This is a genomic window from Cellulomonas sp. P4_H12, from assembly GCF_056400905.1.
The window spans coordinates 1-15,923 of sequence record NZ_JBFUKJ010000051.1; the positions used below are offsets into that span (position 1 = coordinate 1).

A 15,923-nucleotide genomic window follows, 5' to 3' on the forward strand; every position below is an offset into this window, starting at 1 on the left:
CGACGGGCGCGGCGGCGACGGGCGCGGGTGCCGGCTCGGGCGTGGGCTCCGGCTTGGGGGCCGGTGCGGCCTGCTGGGCGCCCGCCCTGCTCAGCTCGGCGATGCGGCGCTCGGCCGCGGCGAGCTTGGTCTTCAGCTCCTCGTTCTCACCCTGCACCTCGCGCAGCGTGTTGACGACCTCGTCCAGGAAGTCGTCGACCTCGTCCTGGTCGTAGCCCTCGCGGAACTTCGTGGCCTGGAACTTCTTGTTCAAGACCTCGTCTGCGGTCAGCAGAGCCATCGTCATCACCTCAGTCGGTAGTGCTCGGTCGGGCCGGCGGCAGTCCACCGACCGCCTCGGGCCACGGTAGCGGAGAATGCGGTGCGCGCACGTCCCTGCGACACGCCCACGGACGGGTGGTTCGTCGACTCAGAACTGGCTGAGCAGGGACATCAGGACAGAACACCCGAGAACAAGGACCAAGAATGCGAGGTCGAGCCGCACGGATCCGATGCCCACGGGCGGCAGGATCCGGCGCAACGCCTTGAGCGGTGGGTCCGTCACCGAGTACGTCACCTCGGCGATCACCAGGGCGATCCCGGACGGCTTCCAGTCGCGCGCGAAGAACTGCACCCAGTCCAGCACGAGGCGGACCAGGAGCAGCAGGAAGAAGACGAGGACGACGTAGAACAGCAGCGCCGCGACGAGGTGCACGCGTCAGCTCTGGTTGTAGAAGCCCGCGCGCGCCGGCGGCTCTGCCGCGGGACCGGCGGCCTCCCCGGCCACCTCGACGTGCGCCGGCGAGAGCAGGAAGACCTTGCTGGTCACCCGCTCGATCGCGCCGTGCAGGCCGAAGATGAGCCCCGCGGAGAAGTCGACGAGACGCTTGGCGTCGGCGTCGTCCATGTCCGTGAGGTTCATGATCACGGGGGTGCCCTCGCGGAACGCCTCGCCGATCTTGCGGGCGTCGTTGTACGAGCGCGGGTGGATCGTCGTGATGCGGCGCAGCTCACCGGCGACGGGCGTCTGCGGCGCGGCCTGCGTGGGCAGCGTCGTCCGCGTCGGCCGGTGCAGCGGCGTGACCTGGGCCTCGTACTCCTGCGGCACCGCGACCTCCTGGTCGTCGTACTCCTCGAGGTACTCCTCGTGCTCGGACCGGTCGTCGGCCAGGCCGAGGTACAGCATCGTCTTGCGCAGCGCTCCGGCCATCGCCTTGGCTCCCTCCCCGGATCTCTCCGGACCACCCCGGAGCCCTGGGTGCTGCCGAGTGGTCACTCGGCGACGGTGGGGCTCCCTCTGCCGGTCACGCTAGCAACGGCCGCGAACCGCACGCGCTGCGACACGCCCGACAGCCTCGGCATTCACCATTCGTCCGGCCCCTGGGGTGCCGGCCGGACGACGCCGGCGAACCGGCCGGTGCGCGGCGACCGCCGGAACGAGAAGAGCGCGGGATCCGTCCACGTGTCCCGCGCGTGCACGACGACACGAGTGACACCCGTGGACCCCAGCACCGCGACCACGCCGGCCGGCAGGTCGAGCGCCGGCGTGCCCCACGAGGTCGCGGCTCGCGTCTGCGGCACGACGGCGACGACCTCGTCCTGCAGCTCGGCCGGGACCTCGTACGACTCGCCGGCGATCGCGGGTCCGACGGCGGCCCGGATGCGACCGACCTCAGCGCCCTCACCCACCATCGCCGCCACCGCGGCCTGGACGACTCCGCCCACCAGCCCGCGACGCCCGGCGTGCACGGCGGCCACCACCCCGGCGTCCGGGTCGGCCAGCAGGACCGGTACGCAGTCGGCGACGAGCACGGCGACGGCCACGGTCGGCGACACCGACACCAGCGCGTCGGCCTCACCGACGGACAGCTCCCCGGCCTCGGGGGGCGCCGACAGCACCCGCACCGCCGCCCCGTGCACCTGCGTCGCGTACGCCACCGGCGCGCCCGCCCAGCGGGCGAGACGCACCCGGTTCTCCTGCACGGCCCAGGGTTCGTCGCCGACCGCGCTGCCGAGGTTGAGCGCGTCGTAGGGCGGGCGGCTCACGCCGCCGCCCCGCGTGCTGAACCCGGCCCGGACGGCGGCGCCGAGGTCGACCTCGACGACGGGCGGGAGGTCGCTCTCGGGTCGGACGCCGGACACGAGCGCGGCTACTTGAGGAAGTCCGGCACGTCCAGCTCGTCGCGGTCGCGGTCGCGGCGCGCGGCGTCCTCAGTGAAGATCCGCGGCACCTCGAGGGCACCCGTGATCGGCGTGGGCTCCGCCTCGGTGGACAGGAAGGCCGGGACGTCGGGCTGCGCGGGGGCCGCGGCGCGGTTCTGGGCGTAGGACCCGACCGGCACCAGCTGCTCCTCGGGGTCGAGCACCGGGCGCGGCGTGGGCACCTGCGGCGCGACGGCGGGCACCTGGCGCGCCGAGTTGCCGCTGACCTGACCGAGCGCGCGCGCGTCGCGACGGACCGTGGGCGAGCCGGAGTCGAAGCCGGCGGCGATGACCGTCACGCGGACCTCGTCACCGAGGGCGTCGTCGATCACGGCGCCGAAGATGATGTTCGCCTCGGGGTGCGCGGCCTCCTGGACGAGGCGCGCGGCCTCGTTGATCTCGAACAGCCCGAGGTCGGAGCCGCCCTGGATCGAGAGCAGCACGCCGTGCGCGCCGTCGATGCTGGCCTCGAGGAGCGGCGAGGAGATCGCCATCTCGGCGGCCTGCACGGCGCGGTCGTCGCCGCGGGCGAAGCCGATGCCCATGAGGGCCGAGCCGGCACCCTGCATGACGGACTTCACGTCGGCGAAGTCGAGGTTGATCAGGCCCGGGGTGGTGATGAGGTCCGTGATGCCCTGGACGCCGGACAGCAGCACCTGGTCCGCCGAGTGGAACGCGTCGAGCACCGAGACCGACCGGTCCGAGATCTGCAGCAGGCGGTCGTTCGGGATGACGATGAGGGTGTCGACCTCGGCCCGCAGCGCCTCGATCCCCGAGTCCGCCTGCACCGAGCGGCGGCGGCCCTCGAAGGTGAACGGCCGGGTGACGACGCCGATGGTCAGCGCGCCGAGCGACCGCGCGATGCGGGCCACGACGGGCGCGCCACCGGTCCCGGTGCCGCCGCCCTCGCCCGCGGTGACGAACACCATGTCCGCGCCGCGCAGGACGTCCTCGATCTCGTCCTTGTGGTCCTCGGCGGCCTTCTTGCCCACCTCGGGGTCCGCGCCGGCGCCGAGGCCGCGCGTCAGCTCGCGGCCGACGTCGAGCTTGACGTCGGCGTCCGACATCAGCAGGGCCTGGGCGTCCGTGTTGACGGCGATGAACTCGACACCCTTGAGGCCGACCTCGATCATGCGGTTCACGGCGTTGACGCCGCCGCCGCCGATGCCGACGACCTTGATGACCGCCAGGTAGTTCTGCGGAGCTGCCACGGTGGGTGCCTCTCGTTCTGTGCCGGTCGCAGCCCTGGGCCGCGGGGTCCGACCCCCGCCCCTGCGGGCGGGACGGTGTCGGGGTGAAACCTTCACCCTCTACTTGAGGGTTATAGTTATGTCAGGTGTGCTGTCAGTGCGTGACGCTAGGTGGCACCACGACCGCGATCAACGACCGCGCCGCGCGTGTCGGGAGTTGGTGCGGAAAGTCACCTCGTGATCGGCAGCCGCGGCGCCGACACGTCGATGACGGTCGCGCCGGCCGCCTGCGGCGAGGCGCGCAGCGCCGTCAGCACGGCGATCTTCAGCGGGGTCTGGTGGGCGCTCCCCCAGTCCACCTCGACGCCGTCGCGCAGCTTCATCGTCACGGTGTCCTGCGTGTGCGCCGAGACGTCGGCCACCTGCGCGAGCAGGTCGGCCGGCAGCAGCTGGAGGACGCTCAGCACGGCCGTGAGGGTCCGCTTGTCCCCCACAGGCACGTCGACGACGGGCAGCCCTTCGGGCGCCGCGTCGACCCGGCCCACCTGGACGCCGTCCATGTCGAGCAGCGCGTAGCCCGGCGCCGGGTGCGTCGAGTCCCCCGTCTGCTCCGGCACCGCGGCGACCGGCTCCCGCGCGACCAGCACGACGGCCAGGCCCCGGGGCCAGTCGCGCGTCACGCGTGCCTCGCGGACGCCCGGCACGTCGAGCACCTCGTCGCGCAGCCGCACGGTGTCCAGCCGCGGCAGCGGCGTGCCCGCGTGCGCGTCCACGACGTCCACCACCTGGTCCACCGCCACGACCGTCCCCGCGCCCTCGACCTGCACGAGCGCCGGGTCGAGCGCGAGCACCGGGGAGAAGAACAGCAGCCAGACCAGCGCGCCGAGCGCCAGCACCGACGCGGCGACGACGACCACCTGGCGCCGGGCGAGGTTGCGCCGGGCTCGCGCGCGCTCGGCGAACCGGGCGACGGAGCTGGGCGACACGACCGGCGGCGCGACGGGACCGGCGTAGCGGCGGGCTCCCCCGGCGCTGTACGTGGTCACGGCGCGACCGAAGGAGTCCGGGTCCGACCGGTCCTGCTGGGCCGGGACGGTCCCCGTCGGGGCGCTCGCCGGCGCGGCCGGCTTGGTGCGCGCCACGGGCTTCGTCGACGCGGCGGGCTGCTTCGTCGACGCGGTCGGCTTCGACGGCTCCGCTCGCGTCGACGGCGCAGCCTTCGACGACTGCGACGCGCTCGGCGGCGGCGACGCAGCGCGCGACGGCGGTGCGGTCCGCCGTGGGGCCGTCGGGCGGCCGGGTGCCGGGTCGCGCGGGGCGGTGGGTCGCGACGGGCTCATGCGCCGGGTCCGTCCGCGGCGGCGAGCTCCTCGAGGACGACCGTCGCCAGCAGCGTCACGTCCCCGGCCCCGACCGTGAGCAGCAGGTCGCCCGGACGCGCCGCGGCGGCCGCGACACGGGCGGCTTCCGCCTTGTCGGCGACGAACACCGCCTTGCCCGGCGTCGGGACGCGGTCGACGATCAGCGCGCCGGTGACGGCCGGGTCGGGGTCCTCTCGGGCGGCGTACACGTCCGTCACGACGACCGCGTCCGCGAGGTCGAACGCGGCGCCGAACTCGGCCGCGAACGCCCGGGTGCGCGAGTACAGGTGCGGCTGGAACAGCACGACCACGCGGCCGTCGCCGACCACGGAGCGCGCGGCCCGGAGCACGGCCGCGACCTCGGTCGGGTGGTGCGCGTAGTCGTCGACCACCCGCACGCCCCCGGCGGTGCCGCGGTCCTCGAACCGTCGACCCGTGCCGCGGAACGCCGCGAGGCCGTCGGCCGGGCTCGCCACGCCGAGCCGGCGCACGGCTGCCCACGCGGCCGCCGCGTTGAGCGCGTTGTGCGCGCCGGCGGCCGCGAGCCGGACCGTCTCCGTGCCCTGCGGCGTCGTCAGGTCGAACGCCCAGCGATCGCCGTCGGCCGAGAGAGCGCCCACCCGCACGTCGGCGTCGGGCGACGTCCCGTACGTCACCACCGTGACGTCACGCCGTGCGAGCGTGTCGCGCACCCGCTCGACCAGGCGGACCGCGCCCGCGTCGTCGGCACAGGCCACGAGCGTTCCGCCCGGCCGGATCCGGCCCGCGAACGCGACGAAGGCGTCCTCGAACGCCTCGGCCGAGCCGTAGTGGTCCAGGTGGTCGGGCTCGACGTTGGTGACCACCGCCACGAGCGGGGCGTACGCGAGGAAGGAGCCGTCCGACTCGTCGGCCTCCGCGACGAAGGCCGGACCGGCACCGTCGCGCCCGCCGCCGAGCGGTCCCTCGGCGGAGAAGACCGTGCCGCCGATGGCGAACGACGGGTCGGCGCCCGCGTGCAGGAGGGCGGTCGCGATCATCGCCGACGTCGTCGTCTTGCCGTGCGCGCCCGCCACGGCGACCGCGTCCCGGTCGACCATGAGCGCCGCGAGTGCCTCCGAGCGGTGCAGCACCCGCAGCCCGAGGGCCCGGGCGCGAGCGAGCTCGGGGTTGGTCTCCCGGACCGCCGACGAGACCACGAGCGTGTCGACGCCGTCGACCAGGGCGGCGTCGTGGCCCACGTGCACGTCGACGCCGGCGGCCCGCAGCGCCGGGAGGGCCGGGCCGTCCGAGGCGTCGGAACCGCTGACCACCAGCCCGCGGGCGGCGAGCAGGGCAGCCACGGCGGACATGCCGGCGCCCCCGACGCCGACCAGGTGCACGCGGCCGAGATCGGCGGGGCGCAGCTCGGTCGCCGCGGTCACGGCAGCTCCGCCTCGACGAGCCGGGCGACGCGGGCGGCGGCGTCGCGAACGCCGACGCTGGCCGCGGCGGCGCTCATGCGCTGCCGGGTCTCCGTGGCCGCGTCGCCGACGAGCAGGACGGGCAGGTGCGCGCGGATCCAGGCCGGGTCGAGATCGGCGTCGTCGACCAGCAGACCCCCACCCGCCGCGACGACGGCCGCGGCGTTGAGGCGCTGCTCACCGTTCCCGACGGGCAGCGGGACGTAGACCGCGGGGATGCCCAGCGCGGCCTGCTCGCACACCGTGCCGGCGCCAGAGCGCCCGACCACGACGTCCGCGACGGCCAGCGCGAGGTGCATCTCGGTGAGGTACTCGCGGACGTGGTAACCCTCCGAGCCCGGGACACCCTCAAGTGCAGCGCGGACGGCGTCGGCCTTGCCGGCTCCGGTGAGGTGCAGGACCTGGACGCCCGCGGCGAGCAGGTCGGCCGCGGCCCCGGCGACGGCGGTGTTGACGCTCACGGCGCCGAGCGAGCCCCCGCTCACCAGCAGCGTGGGTCGGTCGGCGTCGAGGCCRAGCTGCGCGGCGGCGGCGGCGCGGGTGCCGGCGCGGTCGCGGGCGAGCTCGTCCGCCAGCCGGGCGATCGGCGCGCGCAGCGGCAGCCCGGTGAGCTGCGCGCCCCGCAGCGCGGTGCCGGGGAAGGTGATGGCGACGGACCTCGCCCAGCGGGCGCCGAGCCGGTTGGCCAGGCCCGGGCGCGCGTTCTGCTCGTGGATGACGACGGGGATTCCCCGGCTCCGGGCGGCGAGGTAGGCGGGCGTCGCGACGTACCCGCCGAAGCCGACCACCACCTGGGCGCCGGACTCGTCGATCGCGGTGCCCGCAGCACGCACGGCGTCACGCAGCCGCACGGGCAGCCGGAACCAGTCGAGGGTCGGGCGGCGCGGGAGCGGCACACGCGGCACCACCGCGAGCGGCAGCCCGTGCTCGGGCACCAGTCGCGCCTCGAGGCCCTCTGTCGTGCCCAGCACTGTCAGGCGTGCGTTCGGGTGGCGCCGCCGCAGCTCGTCGGCGACCGCGAGCAGGGGGTTGACGTGGCCCGCGGTGCCGCCGCCCGCGAGGAGAACGCTCGGCACCGGGCGTCCCTCAGCCACGGGACCGCCCGATCACGGCCAGCGACCGACGCACGACGCTCGGGCGCGCGGCGAGGGCCTCCGCGGCGCCCGGTTCCGAGCGCGCGAAGGCGATGAGCACGCCCAGCGCGGCCATCGTCATGATCAGCGCGGACCCTCCGGCGGACACGAGCGGGAGCGGGATCCCGATCACGGGGGCGAGGCCGATGACGACGGCGATGTTCACCAGCGCCTGGCCGATCACCCAGAAGAGGATGGCGCCCGTGGTGATCTGCACGAAGGGGTCGGGGTGGCGGCGGATGACGCGGATCATGGCGAACGCCAGCAGGCCGAACAGGCCCAGCACCAGCAGCGTGCCGATGAGCCCGAGCTCCTCGCCGAGGATCGCGAAGATGAAGTCGTTGTGCGCGGCCGGCAGGTACGCCCACTTCTCCCGGCTCTCGCCGAGCCCGAGACCGCCCCAGCCGCCGCTCGCCAGCCCCCAGCCGCCGTGCAGCGTCTGGTAGCAGGCGCCCGCGGAGTCGCACTCGTCCGACAGCCAGCTGAGGATGCGGTCCTTGCGGTTGTCGCTGGTCACGGTGAGCAGCGTGGTGACGCCCCCGGCGAGCACGGCGGCGAGCCCGAACATCCGCATGGGCACCCCGGCGACGAACAACGCGCCGGCCACCAGCAGGATGAGGACGAGCGCGGTGCCCAGGTCGTGGCCCGCCAGGACGACGAGGATCGCGATGCCCGCCACCGGGACCGCGGGGATCAGGGCGTGCTTCCACTCCCGCAGCAGCGGGAGCTTGCGCGCCAGCACCGCGCCGAGCCAGATGGCGAGGGCCAGCTTGATGGTCTCGGACGGCTGCGCCGAGAGGCCGCCGAGGCAGACCCAGTTCTGGTTGCCGCCCGCGCCGCAGCCCAGCGGCGTGAACACGGTGAGCTGGAACGCGATCGCGACGGCCAGGGCGGGCCAGGCGATCGCCTGGAAGAACTTCACCGGCGCGCGCGAGAGCCCGAGCAGGAGCGGCAGGCCGATCAGCGCGTACTTGGCCTGGTCGAGGAACACGGCGTACGGCGAGTGCCCGTCGTCGAGCGACTCGACGCTCGAGCTCGACAGCACCATGACCAGGCCGATCACCAGCAGCAGGGCCGTCGCGCCGAGCAGCACGTAGTAGCTGGTCACCGCGCTGTTCCACTGGCCGAGCAGGGAGCCGGCGGCGGGCTCGTCGGCGCGGGGCGCGCGGGTGCGCGGTGCGGTCGCGGTCATCCCGGTGTCCCTTCTGCGCGCCTCACGCGTCCCCGCCGAGCGCCCGCACGGCAGCGGCGAACTCCTCACCACGCGCGGCGTACGACGCGAACTGGTCCATCGACGCGCAGGCGGGGGCGAGCAGCACGGTGACGGCCTCGCCCGACGGGGCCGTCGCGGCGAGCCGTCCAGCCTCGAGCACGGCGCGGGTCATCACCGAGCCAGTCTCACCGGCGTCGACCTCGACCACGGGGACCTCGGGTGCGTGTCGGGCGAGTGCCTCACGCAACGGTGCGCGGTCGACGCCAATGAGGACCACCCCGCGCAGCCGGTCGCGCCGTGCGGCGACGAGCTCGTCGAACTGGGCTCCCTTGGCCAGGCCGCCCGCGACCCAGACGACGCTGCCCGGCGCGAACGCGCCGAGCGCCGCGGCGGCCGCGTGCGCGTTGGTCGCCTTCGAGTCGTCGACGTAGGCGACGCCGTCGACCACCGCGACCGTGGCCAGCCGGTGCTCGCCGGGGCCGTAGGCGCGCAGCCCGGCGCGGATCGCCGCGGGCGGCACGTCGTGCGCCAGGGCCAGCGCGGCGGCGGCCAGCGCGTTCGCGACGACGTGCGGCGGGACGGTGCCGTCGGGACCGGCCAGCTGCACCAGGTCGTCGAGGGTGCCGAGCTCCGCGGCGTGCGTGTGCCGCAGGCGGGCGAACCCGCGGTCCACCAGCACGTCCTCGACGAGGCCGACCTGCCCGACCAGCGGGGTGCCCAGGGTGAAGCCCACGGCGACCGCGCCGTCGACCACGTCAGCCTCGCGCACGAGCGACTCGGTGGTGGGATCGGCCAGGTTGTACACGCACGCCACCTGCGCGTGCTCGAAGATGCGGCCCTTGTCGGCGGCGTACGCGTCGAGCGACCCGTGCCAGTCGAGGTGGTCGGGCGCGACGTTGAGCACAGCAGCTGCCTGCGCCGACATCGAGTGCGTGAAGTGCAGCTGGAAGCTGGACAGCTCCACGGCGAGGACGTCGAGGGTCGGGTCCGTGGCCGCGAGGACCACGGGGGTGCCGACGTTGCCGACGGCGACCGCGTTCTGGCCCGCCGCCCGCAGGATCGACTCCAGCATGCCGACCGTCGTGGTCTTGCCGTTGGTGCCCGTCACCGCGAGCCACGGCGCGGGACCGCCGCCGGCCACGCGGTCGACGCGCACGTGCCACGCCAGCTCGACCTCGCTCCAGACGGGCACGCCGCGCTCGAGGGCCGCCGCGAGCAACGGGTGGTGCGGCGGCAGCCCGGGCGAGGCGACGACGAGGTCGGCGCGGTCCAGCACCGTCCCCTCGAGCAGCTCTGCCGAGCCGATCACGTCGTCGGCGAGGTCGTCGACCGGGACCACGCGGGCACCACGGGACGCGAGCACCTCGACCGCCGCACGCCCCGAGACCCCGAGCCCGGCGACGACCACGAGGGCGCCCTCCAGCACGAGCTCGGACACCTAGCCGGCCACCCACTCCGCGTAGAAGATGCCCACGCCGAGGGCGACGAACAGCCCGGCGATGATCCAGAACCGGATGACGATCGTCACCTCACCCCAGCCCGAGAGCTCGAAGTGGTGGTGCAGCGGTGCCATCTTGAACACGCGTCTTCGGGTCAGCTTGAAGAACCCGATCTGGATGACGTCGGAGAGCACCTCGAGGACGAACAGGCCGCCGATGATCGCGGCCAGGATCTCGGTGCGGGACAGGATCGACAGGCCGGCGAGCGCGCCGCCCAGCGCGAGCGAGCCCGTGTCGCCCATGAAGATCTTGGCGGGGCTCGCGTTCCACCACAGGAACCCGAAGCAGGCGCCCGTGATGGCCGCCGCCACGACCGCGAGGTCCCGCGGGTCGCGCGCCTCGTAGCAGCGCGGACCCGCGGTCGCCAGGACCTGACAGCTCTGGTTGGACTGCCACACCCCGACGATCACGTACGCGCCGAACACGATGAGCGAGACGCCCGTGGCCAGGCCGTCGAGCCCGTCGGTGAGGTTGACCGCATTGGACCAGGCCGTGATGAGGAAGTTGGCCCAGACGACGAACAGGATGATCCCGAGCGTCACGCCCCAGAAGGCCAAGTCCAGGTTGGTGTCGCGGATGAACGAGATCCGCGTGGAGGCGGGCGTGCGGAACTGGTCGTTGGGGAACTGCAGCGCGGCGATCGCGAACGTGACGCCGACGATGCCCTGCCCGAGGATCTTCCACCGGGCCTTGAGCCCGAGGCTGCGCTGCCGGGAGATCTTGATGAAGTCGTCGAGGAACCCGACGATCCCCAGCCCGGTCATGAGGAACAGCACGAGGACGGCCGACGCGCTGGGTACCTTCCCCGTGACGATGAGGCCGCCTACCCACCCCAGCAGGGTCGCGGCGATGATGACGACGCCGCCCATGGTCGGCGTACCACGCTTGGTGAAGTGCGCGGTGGGCCCGTCCTGCCGGATGAACTGCCCGTACTGCTTGTGCACCAGGTACCGGATGAACAAGGGGGTGCCCAGCAGGGCGATGAGCATCGCCAGGCCGCCCGAGATCAGGACCGCTCTCATCGGGCGCCCCCGGCCACGAGCGCGTCGCCCAGCTGCCAGAGGCCGGCGCCGTACGACGACTTCACCAGGACCACGTCACCGGGTCGCAGCTCGCTCTCCAGGAATGCGGTGGCCACGGCCAGGTCGTCGGCGAGCACGACCTCGTCGCCCCACGAGCCCTCGTGGTTGGCGCCGTCGCGGATCCCCCGCGCGCCCTCGCCGACCACGATCGTCAGGCCGATGTTGAGGCGCACGCAGAGACGGCCGATCGCGTCGTGCGCCTCGCGCGCACCGGGGCCCAGCTCGAGCATCTCGCCCAGGACCGCGATCGACCGTCGGTCGCGGCCGGCCAGGACGGCGAGCGCCTTGAGGGCCGCGCGCATCGAGTCCGGGTTCGCGTTGTAGGAGTCGTCGACGATCGTCACACCGTCCGGGCGGTCGACCACGTGCATGCGGTGCGGGCTCAGCGCGTCGGCCGCACTGAGCCCCGCGGCCACCTGGTCGAGGTCCAGGCCGACGGCCAGCGCGGCGGCGGCCGCGGCGAGTGCGTTGTGCACGTGGTGCTCGCCGACGAGCCGCAGCTCCACGTCGGCGGTGCGGTCGCCCACCCGGTCCACCAGGGTGAACCGCGCGCGGCCGGCCCGGTCGAGGTGCACGTCGCGGACCCCGACCGTCGCCTGCGGAGCGGCGCCGAACGTGACGACGTCCCCGGGCGCGAGCGACGCCATGGCGGACACGCGCGGGTCGTCGGCGTTGAGCACGGCGACGCCGTCGGAGACGAGGCCCTGCACGATCTCGGACTTGGCCACGGCGACCGCGTCGATGCCGCCGAAGCCGCCCAGGTGCGCGTGCCCGACGATGAGGACCACGGCCACGTCGGGCGGCGCGATGTCCGTGAGGTAGGTGAGGTGGCCAGGACCGCTGGCACCCATCTCGAGCACGAGGAACCGAGTCGACTCGTCGGCGCGCAGCACCGTCAGCGGCAGCCCGATCTCGTTGTTGAAGGACCGCACGGGGGCGATGGTCGGACCGACGGTGCCGCAGAGCTGCGCGAGCAGGTCCTTGGTGGTCGTCTTGCCCACCGAACCCGTGATGCCGACGACGCGCAGCTCGCTGCCGCCGGGCTCGTGGGACGCCTCGCGGAGGCGCTCGAGCACCACGCGCGCGAGGTCGCCCAGCGCGCGCTCGACGTCGCCGACGACGACGCTCGGCAGCACCGCGCCGCCGGCGCCGACGACGTCGCGGGCCGCGAGCACGAGCGCGGCGCCCCCGGCGACAGCCACGGCGGCGTAGTCGTGGCCGTCCACGTGCTCACCGGGGAGCGCGACGAACAGGCCGCCGGTGACGTCGTCCCGCGAGTCGACGACGACCGGGCCGCTCACGACGAGCGCCGGGTCCGTGGCCGCCGCTCCGCGCAGCACGCCACCGGTCGCGGCCGCGATCTCGGCCGCGGTGAGGGCGATCACGCGTGCTGCTCCTGACGGGTGAGGCGTGCGGCGATCAGCACGTCACGGTCGTTGTACCGGTGGAACACCCCGGCGATCTCCTGTGTCGGTTCGTGGCCCTTGCCCGTGATGATCACGGTGTCCTGCTCGGCGGCGAGGTCGAGGGCGTCGCGGATGGCCTGCGCGCGGCTGGTGGCCTCGTGCACGTCGACCATGTCCGGTCGCTGCGACCGGACCCCGTCGAGGATGGCGGATCGGATGGCCGACGGCTCCTCGGAACGCGGGTTCTCGTCGGTGACGACGATCACGTCGGCCAGCCGGGCGGCGATCTCGCCCATGATCGGGCGCTTGCCCTGGTCGCGGTCGCCGTCCGAGCCGAACACGATCACGAGCCGTCCGGGCGTGATCGGGCGGACCGCCTCGAGCGCCAGGACCAGGGCGTCGGGCGTGTGCGCGTAGTCGACGATGGCGAGCGGGAACCCGTCGCCGCGCTCGATCACGCGCTCCATGCGACCCGGGATCTCGTGCGCGACGGCCACGGCGGCGATCGCCGCGTCGAGGTCCACGCCCGCCGCGTGCGCGAGCACGACGGCCAGCGCGGCGTTGGAGACGTTGACCCTGCCGGGCAGGGGGCTGACGGCGGCGTGCTCGACGCCGTCCGGGCCGCGCAGCGTGAAGCTCGACCCCACGCCGTCCAGCCCGATGTCCGCGGCGACCACGGCCCAGTCGGCGTCCTGCCCGACCTGCGTGGCGAGCGTCTCGACCGGGATCGGCGACTCGGCGGCGAGCCGGCGGCCCCACTCGTCGTCCACCACGACGACCCCGCGCCGGGCCTGACCGACGGCGAACAGCCGGGACTTGTCGCGGAAGTAGCCCTCCATGTCGCCGTGGAAGTCGAGGTGGTCGCGCTGCAGGTTGGTGAAGCCCACGACGTCGAACTCCAGGCCGCGGACGCGACCGAGTGCCAGCGCGTGCGACGACACCTCGGTGGCCATCGCGGTCGCGCCCCGCTCCAGGGCCAGCGCCAGGATCGCCTGCAGCGCGGGCGCCTCGACCGTCGTGCGCGGGCTCTCCACGGCGTCCTGGCCGATCCGGAGCTCGACCGTGCCGAGCACGGCCGTGGTCGCGTGCGCGGCGCGCAGCGCGGCGTCCAGGAAGTAGGTCGTCGTGGTCTTGCCGTTGGTCCCGGTCACGCCGACCGTCACGAGCCGCTCGCCGGGCAGGTCGTGCGCCCAGGCGGCCACCGGGCCTGCGATCGCCCGGGGGTCGTCGGCGACTAGCACGGCGACGCGCTCGGTGAGACCGGCGTCCGCCAGGTGCGCGAGGCCGGCCTCGTCCGTGAGCACGGCCACAGCGCCCGCATCCACCGCCTGCGCGGCATAGGCGGCACCGTGCACCTTGAAGCCGGCCACGGCGACGAAGACGTCACCGGGCTCGACGTCGCCGCTGGCGAGCGTCACCCCGGTCAGGACGGCATCGGCCGGCAGCGGCAGCCCCCGCGAGACCAGCCCGAACGTCGAGACGAGGTCGGCGACCCGGTGGGCCGCGGGATGCAGGGGGCGCATCCGGGCGGGGGTCGTCATGGGGAGAATCTACCCCGGACGGCGGAACCGGACGTCCGGTCGGGGGCGGTCACGACCCGCTCACCACGTCGTCGGGAACAGCGTGCCGGTGGTGCCCGAGGGGGCCACGCCGAGCTCGCTCAGCGTGTAGCCGGCCACGTCCGAGAAGACCGGAGCGGCGACGGTGCCGCCGTAGATGGACGTCCTCGGGTTGTGCAGGATCACGGCGACGGCGATGCGCGGGTCGTCCGCGGGCGCGACGCCGATGAACGACGCGGTGATGCCCTTCGACCAGTTCTCGGCGGTGCCCGTCTTGCCGGCCACCTGGTAGCCGGGGATCGCGGCGCTGGAGCCCGTGCCGTCGTCGACGACGCTCTGCATCATGGTGAGCACCGTCTTGGCCGTCTCGGGCGAGACCACCTGCGTCTTGGCCGCCGGGGCGACCGGCGTGTAGGTGCCGTCGGGCGACGTCCAGCCCTTGATGATGTGCGGCTGCACCCGCACGCCGCCGTTGGCGATCGTCGCGAACACCTGGGTGGCCTGGATCGCGGTGACCGACACGCCTTGCCCGAAGAGGACGGCGTACTTGGTGCGCCCGTCCCAGGCGTCGACCGGGTGGAGGATGCCGTTGGACTCCCCCGGCATCTCGATCCCGGTCTTGGCGCCGAACCCGAACTTCGCCATGTAGTCGTACCGCGTCTGGGCCGGCAGGTTCTGGCCGATCATCACGGTGCCGGTGTTCGACGACTCCGCCAGCACGCCCGTCGTGGTCAGGTGGAGCAGACCGTGCTCGTGCGAGTCCTTGAACGTCTGGTTGTTCTCGGTCGTGTACTGGTACGGCACCTCCCACTGCGACAGCGGGTCCGCGACGTGGTTCTCGAGGATGGCCGACATCGTGATGACCTTGCCCGTGGAGCCCGGCTCGAACACGTCCGAGACGGCGCTGGACAGCGAGCCCGAGGCCTCGCCCGGGTGGTTGGGGTCGACGGAGCCCGAGTCCGCGAGCGCGTAGATCTCGCCGGTCTTGACGTCGACGGCGATGAGCGAGCCCGAGTCCGACCCGGTGGCCGCCACCTGCGCGTCGAGCGCCGACTGCGCCTTCCACTGGATGTCCGACTTGATCGTCAGCTGCACCGAGTCGCCCTGCCGGGCCGGCGTGTCCTTGGTGTACCCGCCGGGGATGGCCTGACCCTTGCGACCGCGCTCGTAGGTCTCGCTGCCGGCCGTGCCGGTGAGGCGCTGGTCGAGGGACGCCTCGAGGCCGGCGAGGCCGACCCCGTTGGAGTTGACGAAGCCGATGACGTTCCCGGCGAGCGTGTTGTTCGGGTACACCCGCTCCGCCACGCGGTCGACGTTCACGCCGTTGATCCCGAGCTTGCGGATCTCCCGGGCGACGTCCGGCAGGACGCCCTTGCGGATGTAGACGAACGACCGGTCCCCGACCAGCGACCCGCCCAGCTCGGCGGCGTTCATGCCGAGCAGCGGTGCCAGCGTCGCGGCCACGCCCGCGGCCCCGTCGGGCACATCGGGGCTCGTCGTGCCCGTGAACCCCGCGATGAGCTTCTGGTTCACCGAGATGTCGTAGCGCTCGACCGACGTGGCCAGCGGGTTGCCGTCGGCGTCCGTGATCTGGCCGCGGCCGCCGAGCAGCGTGATCGACGTGAGCCGGGCGTTGCGCGCCTGCTCCGCGATGCTCGACCCCTTCAGCCCCTGGACGTAGACCAGGCGCCCGCCGAAGAGGGCGAGCGCCAGGACGACGAGCGCGGTGAGGAAGGCCATGCGGCGACGCGAGCCGGGCTGCACCGGTCCGGCCGGCGGTCCGCCGCGCGTCCCCGGCGGGACCACGACCGTGCGCTGGCGGGGCACGCCCGCGCCCGGCGCGCGGTTGCTCGGCGC

Annotated in this window: 14 protein-coding genes; all 14 read right to left on the reverse strand. The window is 74.0% G+C overall.

What is annotated here, in order from left to right:
- On the reverse strand, window positions 1-280 hold a 280-nt coding region (locus AC1DQC_RS19210; RefSeq protein ID WP_477052833.1), incomplete at its 3' end, for a DivIVA domain-containing protein.
- A 129-nt stretch (window positions 281-409) separates the two neighbouring features.
- The gene (locus tag AC1DQC_RS19215) at window positions 410-694 is read right to left on the reverse strand and encodes a YggT family protein (RefSeq protein ID WP_477052834.1); all 285 of its coding nucleotides are present in this window, start codon (window positions 692-694) and stop codon (window positions 410-412) included.
- A gap of 3 nt (window positions 695-697) precedes the next feature.
- Window positions 698-1,189: a cell division protein SepF gene (locus AC1DQC_RS19220; RefSeq protein ID WP_477052835.1), complete on the reverse strand. Its 492-nt coding sequence runs from the start codon at window positions 1,187-1,189 to the stop codon at window positions 698-700.
- Window positions 1,190-1,341: 152 nt separating this feature from the next.
- Window positions 1,342-2,121: a peptidoglycan editing factor PgeF gene (gene pgeF, locus AC1DQC_RS19225; RefSeq protein ID WP_477052836.1), complete on the reverse strand. Its 780-nt coding sequence runs from the start codon at window positions 2,119-2,121 to the stop codon at window positions 1,342-1,344.
- A gap of 8 nt (window positions 2,122-2,129) precedes the next feature.
- Window positions 2,130-3,392: a cell division protein FtsZ gene (gene ftsZ, locus AC1DQC_RS19230; RefSeq protein ID WP_477052837.1), complete on the reverse strand. Its 1,263-nt coding sequence runs from the start codon at window positions 3,390-3,392 to the stop codon at window positions 2,130-2,132.
- A 209-nt stretch (window positions 3,393-3,601) separates the two neighbouring features.
- Window positions 3,602-4,711, reverse strand: coding sequence for a cell division protein FtsQ/DivIB (locus AC1DQC_RS19235; protein ID WP_477052838.1), 1,110 nt, complete (start codon window positions 4,709-4,711; stop codon window positions 3,602-3,604).
- Window positions 4,708-6,135: a UDP-N-acetylmuramate--L-alanine ligase gene (gene murC / locus AC1DQC_RS19240; protein WP_477052839.1), complete on the reverse strand. Its 1,428-nt coding sequence runs from the start codon at window positions 6,133-6,135 to the stop codon at window positions 4,708-4,710. The genes AC1DQC_RS19235 and murC overlap by 4 nt, the downstream gene beginning before the upstream one ends.
- Window positions 6,132-7,250: an undecaprenyldiphospho-muramoylpentapeptide beta-N-acetylglucosaminyltransferase gene (gene murG / locus AC1DQC_RS19245; RefSeq protein ID WP_477052840.1), complete on the reverse strand. Its 1,119-nt coding sequence runs from the start codon at window positions 7,248-7,250 to the stop codon at window positions 6,132-6,134. The genes murC and murG overlap by 4 nt, the downstream gene beginning before the upstream one ends.
- A 10-nt stretch (window positions 7,251-7,260) precedes the next feature.
- A complete protein-coding gene (gene ftsW / locus AC1DQC_RS19250) occupies window positions 7,261-8,499 on the reverse strand; it encodes a putative lipid II flippase FtsW (protein ID WP_477052841.1) in 1,239 nt (412 codons plus the stop codon).
- 22 nt (window positions 8,500-8,521) lie between these two features.
- Window positions 8,522-9,958 (reverse strand): UDP-N-acetylmuramoyl-L-alanine--D-glutamate ligase, encoded by a 1,437-nt coding sequence (gene murD / locus AC1DQC_RS19255; protein WP_477052842.1) that lies wholly within the window; start codon window positions 9,956-9,958, stop codon window positions 8,522-8,524.
- Complete coding sequence (mraY, locus tag AC1DQC_RS19260) at window positions 9,959-11,041, reverse strand: phospho-N-acetylmuramoyl-pentapeptide-transferase (RefSeq protein ID WP_477052843.1); 1,083 nt, start codon at window positions 11,039-11,041, stop codon at window positions 9,959-9,961.
- Window positions 11,038-12,486: a UDP-N-acetylmuramoyl-tripeptide--D-alanyl-D-alanine ligase gene (locus AC1DQC_RS19265; RefSeq protein ID WP_477052844.1), complete on the reverse strand. Its 1,449-nt coding sequence runs from the start codon at window positions 12,484-12,486 to the stop codon at window positions 11,038-11,040. Before AC1DQC_RS19265 ends, mraY begins: the two co-directional genes overlap by 4 nt.
- Window positions 12,483-14,048 (reverse strand): UDP-N-acetylmuramoyl-L-alanyl-D-glutamate--2,6-diaminopimelate ligase, encoded by a 1,566-nt coding sequence (locus AC1DQC_RS19270; protein WP_477052845.1) that lies wholly within the window; start codon window positions 14,046-14,048, stop codon window positions 12,483-12,485. The genes AC1DQC_RS19265 and AC1DQC_RS19270 overlap by 4 nt, the downstream gene beginning before the upstream one ends.
- Before the next feature lie 60 nt (window positions 14,049-14,108).
- Window positions 14,109-15,923: peptidoglycan D,D-transpeptidase FtsI family protein (locus AC1DQC_RS19275; protein ID WP_477052846.1), on the reverse strand; the 1,815-nt coding region annotated here is incomplete at its 5' end.